This is a genomic window from Streptomyces afghaniensis, assembly GCF_044327915.1.
In the GTDB taxonomy this organism is placed as follows: Bacteria; Actinomycetota; Actinomycetes; order Streptomycetales; family Streptomycetaceae; genus Streptomyces; species Streptomyces afghaniensis.
The window spans coordinates 422143-440397 of sequence record NZ_JBIRGJ010000008.1 but is presented as its reverse complement, the minus strand read 5'-3'; the positions used below and the strand labels follow the sequence as shown (position 1 = coordinate 440397).

13 protein-coding genes are annotated in these 18255 nt (G+C 71.1%); 9 read left to right on the top strand and 4 right to left on the bottom strand.

Annotated features, from left to right (window positions below):
* The first annotated feature begins 65 nt into the window (after positions 1–65).
* Positions 66–815, top strand: coding sequence for an aminoglycoside adenylyltransferase family protein (locus ACH4G3_RS30850; protein WP_397627589.1), 750 nt, complete (start codon positions 66–68; stop codon positions 813–815).
* On the opposite strand, the gene ACH4G3_RS30845 is transcribed toward ACH4G3_RS30850, so the two are convergent.
* Both ACH4G3_RS30845 and ACH4G3_RS30840 read right to left on the bottom strand, forming a co-directional pair.
* Positions 803–1477: a GDSL-type esterase/lipase family protein gene (locus ACH4G3_RS30845; protein ID WP_397627588.1), complete on the bottom strand. Its 675-nt coding sequence runs from the start codon at positions 1475–1477 to the stop codon at positions 803–805. The two genes, ACH4G3_RS30850 and ACH4G3_RS30845, sit on opposite strands and share 13 nt — an antisense overlap.
* A 73-nt stretch (positions 1478–1550) precedes the next feature.
* Positions 1551–1955: a DUF6234 family protein gene (locus tag ACH4G3_RS30840; protein WP_397627587.1), complete on the bottom strand. Its 405-nt coding sequence runs from the start codon at positions 1953–1955 to the stop codon at positions 1551–1553.
* A 179-nt stretch (positions 1956–2134) separates the two neighbouring features.
* On the opposite strand from ACH4G3_RS30840, the gene ACH4G3_RS30835 reads away from it, so the two are divergent.
* Both ACH4G3_RS30835 and ACH4G3_RS30830 read left to right on the top strand, forming a co-directional pair.
* Complete coding sequence (locus ACH4G3_RS30835) at positions 2135–2839, top strand: VOC family protein (RefSeq protein ID WP_397627586.1); 705 nt, start codon at positions 2135–2137, stop codon at positions 2837–2839.
* A gap of 316 nt (positions 2840–3155) precedes the next feature.
* Entirely contained in the window at positions 3156–4133 is a 978-nt protein-coding gene (locus tag ACH4G3_RS30830; RefSeq protein WP_397627585.1) for a YncE family protein, read from the top strand.
* A 20-nt stretch (positions 4134–4153) separates the two neighbouring features.
* On the opposite strand, the gene ACH4G3_RS30825 is transcribed toward ACH4G3_RS30830, so the two are convergent.
* Positions 4154–4984 carry a TetR/AcrR family transcriptional regulator gene (locus tag ACH4G3_RS30825; protein ID WP_397627584.1) on the bottom strand — a complete coding sequence of 277 codons (831 nt, stop codon included), beginning with the start codon at positions 4982–4984 and terminating at the stop codon, positions 4154–4156.
* Between the two features lie 109 nt (positions 4985–5093).
* Here ACH4G3_RS30825 and ACH4G3_RS30820 point away from each other — a divergent pair, with 109 nt between their 5' ends.
* The 5 genes from ACH4G3_RS30820 (at position 5094) to ACH4G3_RS30800 (ending at position 14017) form a co-directional block, all read left to right on the top strand.
* Positions 5094–6053, top strand: a complete 960-nt coding sequence (locus ACH4G3_RS30820; protein WP_397627583.1) for an ATP-binding cassette domain-containing protein — start codon at positions 5094–5096, stop codon at positions 6051–6053.
* Positions 6050–6868: an ABC transporter permease gene (locus tag ACH4G3_RS30815; protein ID WP_397627582.1), complete on the top strand. Its 819-nt coding sequence runs from the start codon at positions 6050–6052 to the stop codon at positions 6866–6868. Before ACH4G3_RS30820 ends, ACH4G3_RS30815 begins: the two co-directional genes overlap by 4 nt.
* Positions 6869–7042: 174 nt before the next feature.
* Positions 7043–8569, top strand: coding sequence for a cellulase family glycosylhydrolase (locus ACH4G3_RS30810; RefSeq protein ID WP_397627581.1), 1527 nt, complete (start codon positions 7043–7045; stop codon positions 8567–8569).
* 926 nt (positions 8570–9495) lie between these two features.
* Positions 9496–11682, top strand: coding sequence for a bifunctional polysaccharide deacetylase/glycosyltransferase family 2 protein (locus ACH4G3_RS30805; RefSeq protein ID WP_397627580.1), 2187 nt, complete (start codon positions 9496–9498; stop codon positions 11680–11682).
* A 739-nt stretch (positions 11683–12421) separates the two neighbouring features.
* Positions 12422–14017 (top strand): alpha/beta hydrolase, encoded by a 1596-nt coding sequence (locus ACH4G3_RS30800; RefSeq protein WP_397627579.1) that lies wholly within the window; start codon positions 12422–12424, stop codon positions 14015–14017.
* Between the two features lie 80 nt (positions 14018–14097).
* Here the strand turns inward: ACH4G3_RS30800 and serC are convergent, their stop codons facing one another.
* Complete coding sequence (gene serC, locus ACH4G3_RS30795; RefSeq protein ID WP_397627578.1) at positions 14098–15216, bottom strand: phosphoserine transaminase; 1119 nt, start codon at positions 15214–15216, stop codon at positions 14098–14100.
* A 94-nt stretch (positions 15217–15310) separates the two neighbouring features.
* On the opposite strand from serC, the gene ACH4G3_RS30790 reads away from it, so the two are divergent.
* Positions 15311–18181 carry an FAD-binding and (Fe-S)-binding domain-containing protein gene (locus tag ACH4G3_RS30790; RefSeq protein WP_397627577.1) on the top strand — a complete coding sequence of 957 codons (2871 nt, stop codon included), beginning with the start codon at positions 15311–15313 and terminating at the stop codon, positions 18179–18181.
* Positions 18182–18255: the final 74 nt, after the last annotated feature.

Sequence of the window (18255 nt, the reverse complement as noted above, 5' to 3'; positions counted from 1 at the left end):
TGAGGTGGGGGCAGCCGCGCAGTACAACGATGCGCACGGTAGCCACGGCACGGGAAAGAGCGCATATGCCAGAGCAGCCCGCCACCGACCACCTCGTCCAGCTCCTCCGCACCACCCTCGGCGGCTCCCTCCTCGGCATCTACCCGCACGGCTCCGCCACCCTCGGCGGCCTCCGCCCGCACAGCGACATCGACCTCCTGGCCGTCGTACGGGAGCCCACGGCACACGCCCAACGCCGGGCCCTGGTCGATGAGTTGCTCAAGGTGTCCGGCGTGGACGGGCGGCGGCACGTGGAGCTGATCGTCGTCGTACAGGACGACGTACGGCCCTGGCGCTACCCGCCCACCTGCGACTTCCTCTACGGCGACTGGCTGCGGGACGACTACGAGCGCGGAGTGACCCCGGCCCGCGAACCGAGCCCCGACCTCGCGCCTCTCCTCACGATGGTCCTGCGCGCCGACACCCCGCTCCACGGGCCTCCGCCCGCCGAACTCCTCGACCCGGTCCCGCACGACGACCTCAGGCGCGCCATCGTCGCCGGCGTGCCGGAGCTGATGGCCGACCTGGACTCCGACACCCGCAACGTGCTGCTCACCCTCGCCCGGATCTGGACCACGCTCACCACCGGGACCATCCGCTCGAAGGACGCGGCAGCCGCGTGGGCGCTGGACCGCCTCCCGGCCGAGCACCGGCCCGCCCTCGCCCGCGCCCGGGCCGTCTACCTCGGGGAGGAGGCGGAGCGCTGGGACGACCTGGCGCCCCGGCCCTGCGCGGAGTTCCTGACCCGGGTGATCGCCGAGAGTCACTCCTCGTAGGGCTCGCCCAGGTCCCAGGCCTGGTACATCGCCTCGGCGAAGGCCGCCGCGATCTTGTGCTCGCCGCTGTCGTTGGGGTGGGTGCCGTCGTAGGTGTCGGCGTCGATGTCGTACGACGGTGGGGACGAGGCCAGGAGGACGGGTGAGCCGGGCTCGTCGAGGTCGGCGGCCGTCTTCGCCAGCAGTTCGTTGAAGCGGGCGACCTCGGCGGCGAAGGCCGGGTCGGACTGGGCCCGCACGTTCGGGGTCACCGGCAGCCACACCATCCGCACCCGCCGGTTCGCCGCGCGGGCCTCGGCGGCGAAGGCCCTCACGTTCTCGGCGGTCTGCTCGGCGTTGGTGTAGAAGCCCAGGTCGATCAGGCCGAGGGAGACCAGGAGGACGTCCGCGCGGCACGACCGCACCGCCTCGCCGATCAGCGGCGCCATGTGCAGCCAGCCCTCGCCCCAGCCGGCCAGGTGCGCCCGCGGGAAGTCCGGGTCGGCGTACGCGTACGAGGTAGGTGCGTCGGCGAGCTTGTCGTGGAGCGTCTCGCGCGGGCCGACGAGGGTGAAGGGGCCGCCGTAGGAACGGCACAGGTGCTGCCACATCCGGTAGCGCCACGTGTGTTCGCCCGCGCTCCCGATCGTCATGGAGTCACCGACGGGCATGAACCTGAGCATCCGCTCATCATGAACGATCAGACGGCCGGACGGGGTGTGAGTCGGGCCACGCGTCATGGAGGGGCAGGTGGGGTCAGGTGCCCGAAGGTGCGTGGGGCATACCGGACCTCGTTGGTGGCGGAGGCGGATGGGCACGCTCGTACTGGTCGTGCCAAGCGGCGATCGTGAAAAGCAGGGCAACGGCTGCCAGGAGCAGTTGGACCGCTCCTGCGAACGGATGCGCCGAACACAGGAAGACCACGGCGATCACGAGCACGCCCAAGGTGAACCCGCCGAGCCAGAGGATCGGAACCCAGTCCATCTGGGGTGCCACGGTTTGCTCGTCCGCACGGCCCCATCCACGGATGACCGACGCCAGCCCCAGCAGAAGGGCGACCGGGATTTCGATGAGCAGCACGATCAGGCTTACGCAGCCACCCGCGAAGCCGTCGCCTCGCGAGTCCGAAGGTGCTCCAGGGCGGCCATCGTTCACCGGCATGCACGATATGCACGACCTCGGCTCGAAGCGCATGGTCACACGCTCGTACGCCACGCCGTGCACTGCGTCACGGTTCACCAGGCCGAGACGCGTTCGTGGCCGAGCCGGCATCCGCAGGGCCCAAGAGGGCACGGAACCCCGGCGCACCGAGCAGCGGCAAACTTGACCGCCTGGGCCATATGGAACTCGTCCGAGACCATGAGGAGGTCCGCGAGAACCGTACGCTGCGACGCACCTGCTATGTGGAACTCAACCGGGACGCCCGGCAGTTCACCACCGCACTCAACCGCCACCTGCACGTCATGCGGGAACGCGGCGTGGAGGAGGCCGACAGCCAGGCACTTGAGGAGGCGAAGAACGCGCACCGCGATCGATACTCCGAAGCACAGATGATCGCCTCCGAAGAAGTGCTCAGGCGAGGTCTGGGGGATGCCCCGGACCATGAGAACCGCCATGCGCGACGAACTCGGGGTGTCTCGGCTCGCCCGCGGGCCAGTGGCAGAGTGAGCCGGATGATCGGACGCCTGTACACCGTTGTCATCGACTGCCCCGACCCGGGTGAACTCGCCGGTTTCTACGAGAAGCTGCTGTCGCTCTCACGGCAGGCGGACACCGGCGACTTCGTCGTGCTCCAGAACGCGGCGGGCACCCCGGTGGTCGCCTTCCAGCAGGTGGACGACTTTCGAGCGCCGCGGTGGACGGATCCCGCGCGCCCTCCGCACATGCACCTCGACGTGATGGTCGCGAACCTCGATACGGCCGAGGCCCAGGTGCTCGCCCTCGGTGCGAGGCTGCTGGACGGTTCGGACAAGCCGATCGGTTACCGCGTCTACGAGGACCCCGTCGGCCATCCCTTCTGCCTGATCACTCCTGAGGGAGCTTGACCTTCCCACGTGAGGCCCGGCGTCGGAATGGCGGTTGTCACCTCGACAGCTCGGTGTCGTCACGGTTCGGCGGTGTGCGGCCAAACGCGCAGCACTCGGGAAGGCCGACCGCCGTGGACCTTCGCCGCCGGTGGCGGACCGCTGTCCGAAGGGCTGAGGGCCGACGGAGCGTCGATCGCGGAATGCATGGGCAGAGCCCTGGTCAAGCTGCGAGAGGCCGGTCTGGCTGTGCCTTTCTGAGGACCGGAACCCCAGCTGGTCTCCTCGTGATCCGCTACCGGCGATGAACCCCGCACCGGGATGGCAGGCTTGGGGCATGCGCAGACCCTCCGTCCTCCTCGCCGCGGCCCTTCTCGTGGGCGCCTTCGCCGTGCCCGCCTCCGCCGCCGACGGCGACGAGGACTTCACGATCAAGGACCCGCGCATCACCGAGTCCAGCGGTCTGGCCGCCTCCCGGCTCCACCCCGGCATCTACTGGACGCACAACGACAGCGACGACGGTCCCTACATCTACGCCGTCGACAGCAGGACGGGCGAGACCGTCGCGCGCCTCACCCTCACCGGCGTCGGCACGCCCCGGGACGTGGAGGCCATCTCCATCGGCCCGGGCAACCGGATCTACGTCGGCGACATCGGCGACAACCTCGGCGGCAGCTGGCCCCATGTGTGGATCTACGAGCTGCCCGAGCCGAAGACGCTGAAGGACCAGACGATCCGGGCCACGCAGTACGTCGTGAAGTACTCCGACGGGGCCCGCGACGCCGAGTCCCTCGTCGTGCACCCGAAGACCGGCCGCGTCTACATCGTCGACAAGAACCAGAAGGGCGGGCACCTGTACGAGGGGCCCGCCGAGCTCTCCGCCTCGGGCACGAACGTCTTCCGGCCCGTCGCGGCCGTGCCCGACCTGGAGGCCACCGACGCCACGCTCTCCCCGGACGGCCGGCACCTCGTCGTACGCAGCTACTTCGGCTCGATCGCGTACGACTGGAACGACGGGAAGATCAAGCGGAAGCAGCGGCTCGGCGTGCCGTTCCTCGGGCAGGGGGAGTCCGTCACCTACACCGCCGACGGGACGAGGCTCATGTACGGCGCCGAGGGGGCCGACAGCTCGGTGGAGGGGCAGGACGCGCCCGGGGGCTCAGGATCGTCCTCCGCGGGAGGGAGTCCGTCCGCGCGCGGCGACGGCGGTGGCAGCGGTGACGGGCTCGGCGGCAATCTCAAGACCGGCGCCATCGCCGTGGCCGTGGCCTTTGCCGCCCTGCTCGGTCTGCGCGGGCTGAGGCGGCGCAGGTAGGGCCTTCCGGAGGCGGCGGCTCACGAGGCCGACTCGCCCCGGCGTTGCGCCACGAGTACCTCCAACCCGTCCAGGATCCGCTGGAGTCCGAACCCGAAGTGGTCGAAGTCGGGCCCGAACGTGTCCTCGGAGAGTGACGCCATCACCGGGTAGCGGCCCGAGGCCAGGACCTTCTCCAGCACCGGCACCTGTGCCTGCCAGAACTCCGTGTCCGTCAGGCCCGTCCGGCGCTCCGCCTCCTGCTGGTAGAGCTGCGTGCGCGCGGCCCCGACGACGTACCCGTCGATCATGATGATCGCGGAGACCAGCTCGGGGTCGGTCAGCCCCATCGGGCGGATCAGGGTGAGGACTTTCTCCATGCCGTCCAGGGCGCTCGGGCCGAGGATCGGCCGGGACTGGTTGACCTGGAGCAGCCAGGGATGGCGGCGGTAGAGGGCGAGGGTCTCGCGGGCCATGGCCTCCAGGGCGGCGCGCCAGCCGCCGTCGCCCAGGTCGGCCGGATTCTCGGAGGGGCGCTGGACCCGGTCCAGCATCAGGTCGAGCAGCTCGCCCTTGCCGGGGACGTACCGGTAGAGCGACATGGTTCCGGTGCCGAGTTCGGCGGCGACGCGGCGCATGGAGAGCCCTTCCAGGCCTTCCGTGTCCGCCACCTGGACGGCCGCTTCCACGATCCGGTCCAGGGTCAGGGTCGGCTTCGGGCCGCGGCTGGGGCGCCTGCCGGTGTCCCACAGCAGTTCGAGGGTGCGGGCGATATCGCCGCTGCCGCTGGTCTCCGTACCGCCTGTGCTGCCGGTACCGCCAGTACTGCGCTTGCCGCCTGTACCGCTCGTGCCGCTCGTGCCGCTTTCCATGGAGCCCAGCTTAGGTCCCCCGCAAAAAACTGGGTACGGCGTACGCGTAATCGGGTACGCTGTACCCAGTTAGTGGCGACGCAGGGCACGAGCACAGGGGAGGGGCGGCATGGACGGATACGCGGTGCGGGCCGAGGCGCTGGAGAAGAGGTACGGCGAGAAACGCGCACTCGACGGCTTCGACCTGGCGGTGCGCGAGGGCACGGTGCACGGCCTGCTCGGACCGAACGGGGCGGGCAAGACCACCGCCGTCCGCATCCTGTCCACGCTGATCCGGCTGGACGGGGGCAGGGCGACGGTCGCCGGTCTTGACGTGGCCCGGCAGCCGCGCGAGGTGCGGGCCCGGATCGGGCTCACCGGTCAGTACGCGGCGGTGGACGAGGTGCTCACCGGCCGGCAGAACCTGGAGATGTTCGGCCGGCTGTTCCATCTCGGCGGCAAGCGGGCCAGGCTCCGGGCGACCGAACTGCTGGAGCAGTTCGACCTGGCCGACGCCGCCGACCGGGGCGTCGGCAAGTACAGCGGCGGCATGCGGCGCCGCCTCGACCTCGCCGCGTCGATGATCCTCGCCCCGGCCGTCCTCTTCCTCGACGAGCCGACGACCGGCCTCGACCCCCGCAGCCGCGGGGAAGTCTGGGATTCCGTGCGGGCGTTGGTGGCGGGCGGCACGACCGTGCTGCTCACCACGCAGTACCTGGAGGAGGCCGACAAGCTCGCCTCCCGCATCACCGTCATCGACCAGGGGCGGGCCATCGCCGACGACACCCCGGACGGACTGAAGAGCCTGGTCGGCGGCGACCGTATCGAGGTCGTGGTCGCCGAGCGGGCCGAGATCCCGCGGGTGGTGAAGGTGGTCGCCCGGGTCGCGGACGGCGAACCCGAGGCGGACGAGACCGAGTTGCGGGTGCACGCCCCGGTCACGGACCGGGTCACGGCACTCACCGAAGTGGCGCGCACCCTCCAGGACGAGGGCGTCCGCGTCGAGGACATCGGGCTGCGCAGGCCCAGCCTCGACGACGTGTTCCTGCGCCTGACCGGACACCGGACCGAGAAGGAGGCCGCGGCGTGAGTGCCATCGACCTGAGCCCGCCCGCCGCACGCGGCCGCACCTACTGGCTGCTCGCCGACTGCTGGAACATCGTCCGGCGCGGCCTGACCCACTACCAGCGCCAGCCCGTCAACATCGCCTGGCAGCTGGGCTTCCCGATCCTCTCCGTGCTGCTCTACGGCTATGTCTTCGGCAGCGCCATGAAGGTGCCGGGCGGCGGGGACTACAACGACTACCTGATGCCGGGCATGTTCGCGATGACCATGGCGTTCGGCTTCATCAACACGGCGACCCTCGTGGTCTACGACTCCACCAAGGGCGTCATCGACCGCTTCCGCTCCATGCCGATGGCGTCCTCCGCCGTGGTGGCCGGGCGCGGCGTCACCGATCTGCTCGTCGCCTGCGCCGAGTTGGCGATCATGATGCTCACCGCGCTTGCCATGGGCTGGCGGCCGGACGGGGGCCTCGGCTTCCTGGGCGCGTTCGGGCTGCTGCTGTGGCTGCGGTTCGCGCTGATCTGGATCGGGGTGTGGCTCGGTCTGCTCGTGCCCAACCCGGAGGCGGCGGGCGGCCTGTTCGCGGTCGCCTTCCCGCTGACGATGATCTCCAGCATCTTCGTCGCGCCACAGCTCATGCCCGACTGGCTGGGCTGGGTGGCGGTCTGGAACCCGATCTCCTCCACGGCGGCGGCGGCCCGCGAGCTGTTCGGCACGCCGGTCGGCGGCGACACCTGGGTCGAGCAGCACGCGCTGCTGATGGCCGGGGTGTGGCCGGTGATCCTGACGCTGATCTTCCTGCCGCTGGCGGTGCGCCGGTTCAGGAAGCTGAGCCGGTAGCGAGCGGAAGCGGAGCCGCCGACGAGCGGAAGCGGAGCCGCCGGCGAGCGGAACGCGCACCTCCCGGAGGGTTGACGTGCTCATGGTGCGTCAGTTTCCTGGGAGGTGCGCGGCGCATATGGGAGCGCTCCCATCGCTGTTCCGGGGCCGCGCCTCCCCCGAGAGGAAGCAGCCATGTTCCGCACTCTGCGAAGAGCGCTGTGCGTCGCCGCGGCGCTCCTGTTACCCCTGGCCGGTATCCAGTCGGCGCACGCCGACGCAGACGCCGACGTCGACGCGCAGGCCGGCGCCGGCTACTGGCACACCAGCGGCCGGCAGATCCTGGACGCGGCCGGGCAGCCGGTCCGTATCGCCGGCGTCAACTGGTTCGGCTTCGAGACCGACATCCACGTCGTCCACGGCCTGTGGGCCCGCGACTACAAGAGCATGATCGACCAGATGAAATCGCTGGGCTACAACACCATCCGGATGCCCTACGGCGACGACATCCTCAAGCCCGGCACCATGCCCGGCAGCATCAACCACGACGGCAAGAACACCGACCTGCGGGGCCTGACGTCGCTCCAGGTCCTGGACCGGATCGTGGCGTACGCCGGACAGGCCGGCCTCAAGATCGTCCTCGACCGGCACCGCCCGGACGCGGCGGGCCAGTCGGCACTCTGGTACACGCCGTCGGTCCCCGAGTCGACCTGGATCACCAACCTCAAGTCCCTGGCGGCGCGCTACAAGGGCAACCCCACCGTCGTCGGCATCGACCTGCACAACGAGCCCCACGACCCCGCCTGCTGGGGCTGCGGCGACACGGCCCGGGACTGGCGGCTGGCCGCCCAGCGCGCGGGCAACGCCGTGCTCTCGGTCAACCCCGAGCTGCTGATCATGGTCGAGGGCGTGCAGTCGTACAACGGCACCAACGGCTGGTGGGGCGGCAACCTCATGGGCGTCGCCCAGCACCCGGTCCAGCTGGACGTCCCGAACCGGCTGGTGTACTCGGCCCACGACTACGCCACGTCGGTGGCCCAGCAGCCGTGGTTCAGCGACCCGTCCTTCCCCGCCAACATGCCGGGGATCTGGGACAAGTACTGGGGCTACATCTTCAAGCAGAACATCGCGCCGGTGTGGCTCGGCGAGTTCGGTACGACGCTCCAGCCGGCGGTGGACCAGAAGTGGCTGTCCGCGCTGGTGACGTACCTGCGCTCGACGTCGGGGTACGGCGCCGACAGCTTCCACTGGACGTTCTGGTCCTGGAACCCCAACTCCGGTGACACGGGAGGGATCCTGAAGGACGACTGGCAGACGGTGGACACCGCGAAGGACGGGTACCTCAAGGCGATCAAGGCGCCGGGGTTCGAGGGCGGCGGTTCCGGGCCGGATCCCGGCGGGCCGGGTGACCCCGGTGGCACGGCTGCCTGCACCGCCGCCTACACGGTGAGCAGCGACTGGGGCGGCGGCTTCAACGCCGAGGTGAAGGTGACCAACACGGGCACCACGCCGCTGAAGTCCTGGAAGGTCACGTGGGCGTGGAGCGGTGCGGAGAAGGTCACCAGCATGTGGAACGCGTCGTACACGCAGAGCGGGACCGGCGTGACGGCTGCGAACGCCGCGCACAACGGAAGCGTGCCGGTGGGGGGTTCGGCGAGCTTCGGCTTCGGAGGTACTCCCGGGGGCGGGGCCGTGCCGAGCGTGACGTGCACGGCGACCTGACGCCGGTGTGACGGGGGCGCCCGGTGCTCGCCGGGCGCCCCCGGATCACATGCTTACTTGGTCGTGTACCTGACCGGGCTGTTCGCCGGTTGTGCCCTTCTTCTGATGCGGAGGATTCCGTACGGGCCCGCCCGGCGGCGGCGTACGCTGAGCCTTATGGTGCTTTACCGTGCCAAGAGTGGACAAACGGGTCAGGAATCGCCGAGTGATCCGAGCCTTCCCGTGTTCGTCGACGCCTCCGGCCGGCGTGCACGGAATCTGCGGCGGGCGGGCTACGGGCTGGCCGCCTGTGCGGCCAGTTACATGGCGGTGCTGGGGCTGAGCCTGCTGGGAGCAACGCCCTTCGCGCCGGAGGCGATCCTGCCCGGTGACATAGCGGCGCCTGCCGCACCGGAACCCCGCACCCCGGGCCGGACCCCCTCGGCGCCGCCGGAAAGCCCTCCGCCCCCGGCCGGTCCTTCGGCCGCGGCCGGACCGAGCACCCTGCTCATTCCGCAGTTCACCGCGCCCGGCCCTTCGCTTGCTCCGCCCCTTGTGCCCGGGAACCCGCCGGCGCCGGCCAGCACACCGGCACCTCCTGACACACCAGAACCAGAGGCACCAACGGCACAAACGCCACTCCCACCGGCGCAGCCCACGGCCCCCGATGATCCTCCCGCTCCCGCCCCCGCACCCGGCACGGGCAGCACTCCCGCCTCGCCGCCGCCCCCGCCCGCACCTGCTCCGCAGACCAGTGCCCCACCGGCCCCACCCGCCCCGGCGCCTCCAGCGCCGACGCCGCCACCCGCCTCACCGGTCCCCGAGCCCCCGGCGCCGACGCCGCCACCCACGCCCCTGCCCACAGGGCCGGCGACCGTTCCACCGGCACCGCCCGGTGGCGTTGCCGAACCCCCGCCCTCCGACCCATCGGTGGTTGAGGCCCCCTGATGCGGCGGCGCCCCGACCGGTCACCCGGCCGCTCTGCGAGGTCGCCCGGCCCGCGGCGGACGCGAGCACCCCTGTCGCCGCGGCACCGCTTCCGGATCGTCGTTCCCCTCGTCCTGCTGGCCTTCGTCGCCTCGGTCCTCCTCGTCGAGGGATACACCACCAGGGGCTTCGCCGGTGACCAGGAAGGGCGCGGCGGACGACCGGCCACCGGCGTCCCCGGCAGGATCACCACCGGCGGTCCGGTCGTCGACATCACCGACGGTCACCAGCGGACGTACCGCACGCCGGACAAGACCGTCGTCCTGACCTTCGACGACGGCCCCGACCCCACCTGGACGCCCCGCATACGGGCCGTTCTCGACCACTACGGCACGCCCGGCACCTTCTTCGTCACCGGGCAGCAGACCGCCCGGCACCCGGGAGTCCTGCGCCGTGTGGTGCGCTCCGGCCACGAGATCGGCGTGCACACCTTCTCCCACCCGGACCTGGCCACCCGGTCCGCGAGCGCCGTCGACCGCGAGCTGGCGCTGACCCAACTCGCCCTCGCGGGGGCCGCGGGCATCAACACGTCGCTGATGCGGATGCCCTACTCCTCGGTCCCCTCCGCCCTCGACGACTCGGAGTGGTCCGTGGCGCGGCGGCTGGGGGAGAAGGGCTACGTCCTGGCGTTCATCGACCAGGACACCAACGACTGGCGGCGGCCGGGCGCCCGGGCGATCGCCGACGCGGCCACCCCGAGAGTGCCGGGCAGGGGCGCGGTCGTCCTCCTGCACGACGCGGGCGGGGACAGATCACAGACGGTCGAAGCCCTCAAGACCCTGATCCCCCGGCTGAAGGCCCAGGGCTATCGCTTCACCACCCTCGCCGACCTCGTGGGCACCGACAGTTTCACCAGCCCCGTCGACACGGCGGACCGGTGGAGCGGCCGCATCTTCGTGGCCGCCGTGACCGTGTCGGGGACAGCGGTGTCGGCCGTCAGCGTGCTGCTGCTGGTGGTCGGTTCGCTCGTCCTCGCACGCTGTGTGCTCCTGCTCGTCCTGGCCCGTCACCACGCCCGCCGTCAACGGCGCCCCGACAGCGACCGGTACGGGCCCGTCACCCGGCCCGTCAGCGTGGTCATACCCGCCTACAACGAGGAGCTGTGCATCGCCAAGACACTCCGCTCCCTCGCCGCGAGCGACCATCCCGTCGAGATCATCGTCGTGGACGACGGGTCCCGCGACGGCACCGCCGACATCGCGCAGTCACTCGCCCTCGCGAACGTCACCGTCATCCGCCGGCCCAACGGCGGCAAACCCTCCGCCCTCAACACCGGCGTCCTGCGGGCCACCCACGACATCGTCGTCATGCTGGACGCCGACACGGTCTTCGCCCCCTCGACCGTCGGCCGCCTCGTCCAGCCGTTCGCCGACCCCCGCGTCGGTGCCGTCGCGGGCAACGCCAAGGTCGGCAACCGCCGGCGGCTGCTCGGCCGGTGGCAGCACATCGAGTACGTCATGGGCTTCAACCTCGACCGCCGCATGTACGACCTGCTGCGCTGCCTGCCCACCATCCCCGGTGCCGTGGGGGCGTTCCGCGCCGAGGCCCTGCGGGACGCCGGAATGATGAGTGCGGACACCCTCGCCGAGGACACCGACATCACCATGGCCCTGCACCGGGCCGGGTGGGAGGTCCGCTACGCGCCGGACGCACTCGCCTGGACCGAGGCGCCGTCCTCGTTGCGGCAGCTGTGGCGCCAGCGCTACCGATGGAGCTACGGCACGATGCAGGCCACGTGGAAGCACCGGCACGCGCTGTTCGAGCGTGGCCACGGGGGCCACTTCGGCCGCATCGGTCTGCCCTTGCTGGCCGTCTTCCAGATCTTCACCCCGCTGCTCGCCCCGCTGATCGACATACTGGCCGTCTACGGCCTGGTGTTCGGGAACCCGCGCACCACCGTGCTGGCCTGGAGCGGCGTGCTGGCGGTGCAGGCCGTCTGCGCCGTGTACGCCTTCCGTCTCGACGGCGAGAGGCTCCGGCCGCTGTGGGCGCTGCCTCTCCAGCAGGTCGTCTACCGTCAGGTGATGTACCTGGTCCTGGCCCAGGCCTGCCTCACCGCGATCAACGGCTACCGACTGCCGTGGCAGCGGCTCAAGCGCAGTGGAGACGTGGTGCTGCCCGCCCAGCCCTCCACCCGCCGGACGTGAGCTTGCCTGCCGCGGCCCGCTACGCCTAATGGCTCATCCGGTTCACCGGGGGCCGTGACCGTTCTGACGTGGTCCTTTTCCGCGCCCGCCTGCCCGAGCCTCCTCGCCGGTTCGCACAATCGGGTTGAGTTGCCGGGCCGAAGGGCCGTCAGCCTTCCTCCCGGGCGCTTTTCCGCTCAATGTGTGATCATGAAAACTCCGCGATTGCACTGTATGCCCCGATCCCTCGCCCACTCGGCCGGTGCGGCTGTCATCGTCCTCGCAGCAGCCCTGACCTCCGCCGCACCCGTGGCGGCCGACTCGGCTGCGCCGCCGGACCGCAAAGATGGCCAGAGTTCTTCGTGCTACACGTCCCGCACTGAGCGGCAGGGGATCGAAGGGGTCGTCTGGACCGTCCTGTTCGGGCCCCAGAACACCACGACGGAGACCCGGTGCGACGGCCAGGTGTCGGAGGGAGGGCAGGACCAGAGCACAGGCCTCCTCCCGCCCCTCGCGGGCTGACCTGCCAGGGGCGCTTGGGTATTCCGGGCGCCCCTCTCATCGCGACCTGCGCTCTTCCGGCGGGTGTTCGCTGTAGTCCAACAACCCCTGTTTTCAGTGGATTTGGGCGCAGAGGATGACTCGATTCGGTCAAGTCTTGGTCGAATAAGTACTTGCATGGCGTGCTCTTCCGAAACGATGCGGCACGGACCGCGTGACACGCGGTCCTGACCCCCCTCACCGTCTCTGAGAGAACTCCATGAGAAGAAGCGCAGCCGTCCTGTGCGGTGCGACCGTCGTCCTGGCCGGGACGCTCACCGCCGTCCCCGCCAGCGCCAGCGCGCCGCCCTCCGCGAACACCCAGGCCGCGAAGGTCACTTGGAAGAAGTGCGGCACGGAGGACTACCCGACGCTCCAGTGCGCGTCGGTGAAGGTGCCCCTCGACTACGCGAAGCCGCAAGGGAAGCAGATCACGCTGGCGCTGTCGCGCGTGCCGCACACCGCCAAGACGTACCAGGGACCGCTGCTGGTCAACCCCGGCGGCCCCGGCGGCAGCGGCCTGACGCTGGCCGGTTTCGTGGCGTCCTCCCTGCCGAAGGAGGTCGCGGCCCAGTACGACGTCGTCGGCTTCGACCCGCGCGGAGTGGGCAAGAGCCAGCCCGCCCTGGACTGCAAGCCGGGGCACTTCGACCCGGTGCGCCCCGACTCCGTGCCCAGCACGCCCGCGCTGGAGAAGGCCAACCTCGACCGCGCCAAGTCCTTCGCCCAGGCCTGCGGCAAGAAGTACGCGGACGTCCTGCCGTACATCAACACGGTCAGCGCCGTGAAGGACATGGACTCGATCCGCAAGGCCCTCGGCGCCAAGAAGATCAACTACTTCGGCTACTCGTACGGCACCTACCTCGGCTCGGTCTACGCCAAGCTGTTCCCCGAGCGGGTGCGGCGCCTGGTGCTGGACTCGATCGTCGACCCGACCGGGGTCTGGTACGAGGACAACATCCAGCAGGACTACGCCTTCGACAAGCGCCACAAGGCGCTCATGGCGTGGATCGCCAAGTACGACTCCACGTACAAGCTCGGCACCGACCCGAAGAAGGTCGAGGCCAAGTGGTACGCCATGCGGGCGGCCCTGGCCAAGAAGCCGGCGGGCGGCAAGGTGGGCGCCTCCGAACTGGAGGACATCTTCATACCCGGCGGCTACAACAACGCCTACTGGCCCACCCTCGCCCAGACGTTCGCGGCGTACGTCAACAAGAAGGACACCGCCGCGCTGGTCAAGGCGTACGACAACATCGCCGCCATCGACGCCTCCGGCGACAACGGCTACAGCGTCTACACCTCGGTGCAGTGCCGTGACGCGTCCTGGCCGCGCGACTGGAAGCAGTGGCGCAAGGACAACTGGGCGGTGTACGAGAAGGCGCCGTTCATGGCCTGGAACAACGCCTGGTACAACGCGCCGTGCGCGTTCTGGCCGACGAAGTCGATGAAGCCGGTGAACGTCACCAACACCAAGCTCCCGCCGGTGCTGCTGTTCCAGGCGACGGACGACGCGGCCACCCCGTACCAGGGCGGTGTCACCATGCACCGGCTGCTGAAGGGTTCCAGCCTGGTGGTGGAGCAGGGCGGCGGCAACCACGGCATCACGCTGAGCGGCAACGCCTGCCTCGACAAGTACCTGGCGACGTACCTCACCAGCGGCAAGGTGCCGCACGGCAGCGGCGTGGCCGACGCGGTCTGCAAGAAGCTGCCCGACCCGAAGCCGCAGGCCACCGCGGGCAAGACGCCGAGCACGGGGCAGTCGGCCGTCGCGACGGTCGGCGACACCCTGCGCGGGATCCTGGGGTCCGGGGTCTGAGCGCACCGCGTGAAATGCGCCTGACATGACGCGAGGGGCGCCCGGTCCGCCGGGCGCCCCTCACGGTCTGCGGGAGAAGATCAGAGCTTCTCGATCACGTAGTCGACGCACTTCGTCAGGGCCTCGACGTCCGCCGGGTCGATCGCCGGGAACATCGCGACGCGCAGCTGGTTGCGGCCGAGCTTGCGGTAGGGCTCGGTGTCGACGATGCCGTTGGCGCGCAGGACCTTGGCGACGGCGGCGGCGTCCACCTCGTCCGTGAAGTCGATCGTGCCGATGACCTGGGAGCGCTTGGCCGGGTCGGTGACGAACGGGTTCGCGAACTTGACGTCCTCGGCCCAGCCGTACAGCGTCCGCGCGGACGTGGCGGTGCGGCGCACCGACCAGTCCAGGCCGCCCTGGCCGTTGATCCACTCCAGCTGCTCGTTGAGGAGGAACAGGGTGGCGACGGCCGGGGTGTTGTACGTCTGGTTCTTGCGGGAGTTGTCGATCGCCGTCGGCAGCGAGAAGAACTCGGGGACGTGCCGGCCGGAGGCGTGGACGCGCTCGGCGCGCTCGATCGCGGCCGGGGAGAAGACGCCGATCCACAGGCCGCCGTCGGAGGCGAAGGACTTCTGCGGGGCGAAGTAGTAGACGTCCGTCTCGGCGATGTCGACGGGGAGGCCGCCGGCACCGGAGGTGGCGTCCACGAGGACCAGGGCGCCCTCGTCGGCGCCGGCCACGCGCTTGATCGGCATGGCGACACCGGTCGAGGTCTCGTTGTGGGTGAAGGCGTAGACGTCGACACCCGCCTCGGCGACCGGCTCGGGGTGCGTGCCCGGGTCACTGGAGATGACGTCCGGCTCGGCCAGCCAGGGCGCGAGCTTGGCGGCCTTGGCGAACTTGGAGGAGAACTCGCCGAAGCTGAGGTGCTGCGACTTGTTCTCGATCAGGCCGTGCGTCGCGATGTCCCAGAACGCGGTGGAGCCGCCGTTGCCGAGGATCACCTCGTAGCCGTCGGGGAGCTGGAACAGCTCACTGATGCCCTCGCGCACCTTGCCGACCAGGTTCTTGACGGGGGCCTGGCGGTGGGAGGTGCCGAGGAGGGAGGTACCGGTGGCGGCGAGGGCGTCCAGCGCCTCCGTACGCACCTTGGAGGGGCCAGCGCCGAATCGTCCGTCGGCGGGCTTGATGTCAGCGGGAATCTGGATCTCAGCCACGCTCTGGAGGTTAGCCGGTGAGGAAACCCGGGCGAAACGTGGTCCGTCGGATGAGACGGGTTCCGTGTCGGTCCGGGCCTGGTTTGCTGGACCTATGACGGATCTTGAGGTCGGGCTGCGCAGGGCCGTCCGAGGTGACGTCCGCTTCGACGTCACCTCCCGGGCACTGGTCACGATGGACGCCTCCAACTACCGCCGGGTCCCGTTCGGCGTCGTCGCCCCGCGCGACGCCGACGACGTCGCCGGCGTGCTGGAGGTGTGCCGGGCCCACGGCGTGCCGGTGGTGGCGCGGGGCGGGGGCACGTCGATCGCGGGGCAGGCGACCGGTACGGGGGTGGTGCTGGACTTCACCCGTTACATGAACCGTCTCGTGTCGCTGGATCCCGAGGCGCGTACGGCCGTCGTGCAGCCGGGGCTGGTGCTCGACCGGCTCCAGGAGGCGGCGGCCCCGCACGGGCTGCGGTTCGGGCCCGACCCCTCCACGCACAGCCGGTGCACGCTCGGCGGCATGATCGGCAACAACTCGTGCGGCTCGCACTCGGTGGCCTGGGGGACGACCGCGGACAGTGTGCGCGAGCTGGACGTGATCACCGCGCGCGGGCGCCGACTGCGGCTCGGGCGGAACTGGTCCGGCGCGCCGGAGGGCCTGCGGCAGCTGGTGGACGGCGAACTGGCCCGGTTGCGCACCGGCTTCCCGGAACTGCCCCGCCGCATCTCCGGGTACGCGCTGGACGCCCTGCTGCCCGAGCGGGGCGCCGACGTGGCCCGCTCCTACTGCGGTTCCGAGGGCACGCTGGGCGTGCTGACGGAGGCGGTCGTAGGCCTGGTCGAGGCACCACGCGCGCGTGCGCTGGCCGTACTGGGCTACGCCGACGAGAGCGCGGCGGCCGAGGCCGCGGCCGGGCTGCTGCCGCTGCGCCCGCTGACGGTGGAGGGCATGGCGGCGGACCTGGTGCCGTCCACGGCCGCGCTGCCGCGGGGCGGGGCCTGGCTGTTCGTGGAGACCGGCGGGGAGTCGGCCGAGGAGGCACGCGCGCGTGCGGAGACGGTCGTGCGGGCGGCCGACGGCGTGGACGCCCTGGTGGTCACCGACCCGGCGGGGCAGCGCGCGCTGTGGCGGATCCGGGAGGACGCGAGCGGTACGGCGACGCGGATGCCGGACGGGACGGAGGCCTGGCCCGGCTGGGAGGACTGCGCGGTGCCGCCCGCCCGGCTCGGGGCGTATCTGCGGGACTTCCGGGCACTGCTCGGCGCGCACGGGCTGCGCGGTACGCCGTACGGGCACTTCGGGGACGGCTGCATCCACGTCCGCATCGACTTCGACCTGCTGACGGAGCCCGGCATCGCCCGGTTCCGCCGTTTCTCGGAGGAGCTCGCGGAGCTGGTGGTGGCGCACGGCGGTTCGCTGTCCGGGGAGCACGGAGACGGGCAGGCGCGGGCGGAGCTGCTGCCCAGGATGTACGGGCAGGAGATGGTCGGCCTGTTCGAGCGGGTGAAGGGGGTGTGGGACCCGGACGACCTGCTGAACCCCGGCATGCTGGTCCGCCCCGCGCCCCTGGACGCGGACCTCCGCTTCTCCGTCCTGCCCCGCGAGCCCGTCGACGTCGCCTTCGGCTACCCCTTGGACGGCGGTGACTTCTCGGCGGCGGTACGGCGCTGCGTGGGCGTCGCCAAGTGCCGTACGGCATCGGTGTCCGGCTCCTCGGTCATGTGCCCGTCCTTCCGGGTGACCGGCGCCGAGGAGCACTCCACGCGCGGGCGGGCCCGGCTGCTGCACGAAATGCTCGCCGGTGAGGTGGTGACCGACGGCTGGCGCTCCACGGAGGTGCGGGACGCGCTGGACCTGTGCCTGTCCTGCAAGGGCTGCCGGTCGGACTGCCCGGTGGAGGTGGACATGGCCACGTACAAGGCGGAGTTCCTCCACCACCACTACGCCGGCCGGCGCCGCCCGGCCGCGCACTACGCGATGGGCAGGCTGCCGGTGTGGCTCCGCGCCGTGACCCGTACGCGCACGGCCAGGCTGGTCAATGCCCTGGCCCGGCTGCGGCCCTTCGCCCGGGCGGCGAAACGGCTGGGCGGTATCGCCCCCGAGCGGGAGATCCCCCGGGTGGCGACCCGGACGTTCAGCCGGTGGTGGGAGCGGCGACGGGCGCGACCGACCTCCGCGCAGGGCGACCTGGTCGTCCTGTGGCCCGACACCTTCACCGAGTACCTCTCGCCCTCCGTGGGGCAGGCCGCCGTGCGGGTGCTGGAGGCCGCCGGGCTGCGGGTGGCGCTGCCGCCGACCGTGCATATGGCGAAACCGCCGGTGGGCGACGGCAGGACGGTCGCGCTCGACCCGCTGTCCCTGCTGCGGGGCCGGGGACACGTCTGCTGCGGGCTGACGTACGTGTCGACGGGACAGCTGGACCGCGCCCGAGCGGTCCTGCGCCGCACGCTCGACCTGATGGAACCGGTGCTGGAGACCGACGCCCCGGTCGTGGTCCTGGAACCGAGCTGTGCCGCGGCCCTGCGCACGGACGTACCCGAGCTGCTGCACGACGACCCGCGCGCGGCCCGCCTCGCCGCCAAGGTCCTCACCTTCGCGGAGACGCTGGAACGCCACGCCCCCGACTGGACACCGCCGCGCCTGGACCGCCCGGTGGCCGGCCAGACGCACTGCCACCAGCACGCGGTGCTGGGCGACGCCGCCGACCGCCGGCTGCGCCGGGCCGCGCTGCTCACCGGCGAACTGAGCGGCGGCTGCTGCGGCCTCGCGGGAAACTTCGGCTTCGAGAAGGGCCACTACGAGGTGTCCGCCGCGTGCGCGGAGGAACAGCTCCTGCCATCGGTACGGGACGCCCCGGACGGCACGGTGGTCCTGGCGGACGGCTTCTCCTGCCGCACGCAGCTGGAGCAGCTGGCGGGCGTGCGGGGCAGGCACCTGGCGGAGGTGCTGGCGGCGGCGCTGGAGGGGGACGGCTGATCCTGATGGCCGGACGGCTGATATTGATCGCCGCCTTCACGCCCGCGTGACCGACAGGGACGTTCTGGAGGCGG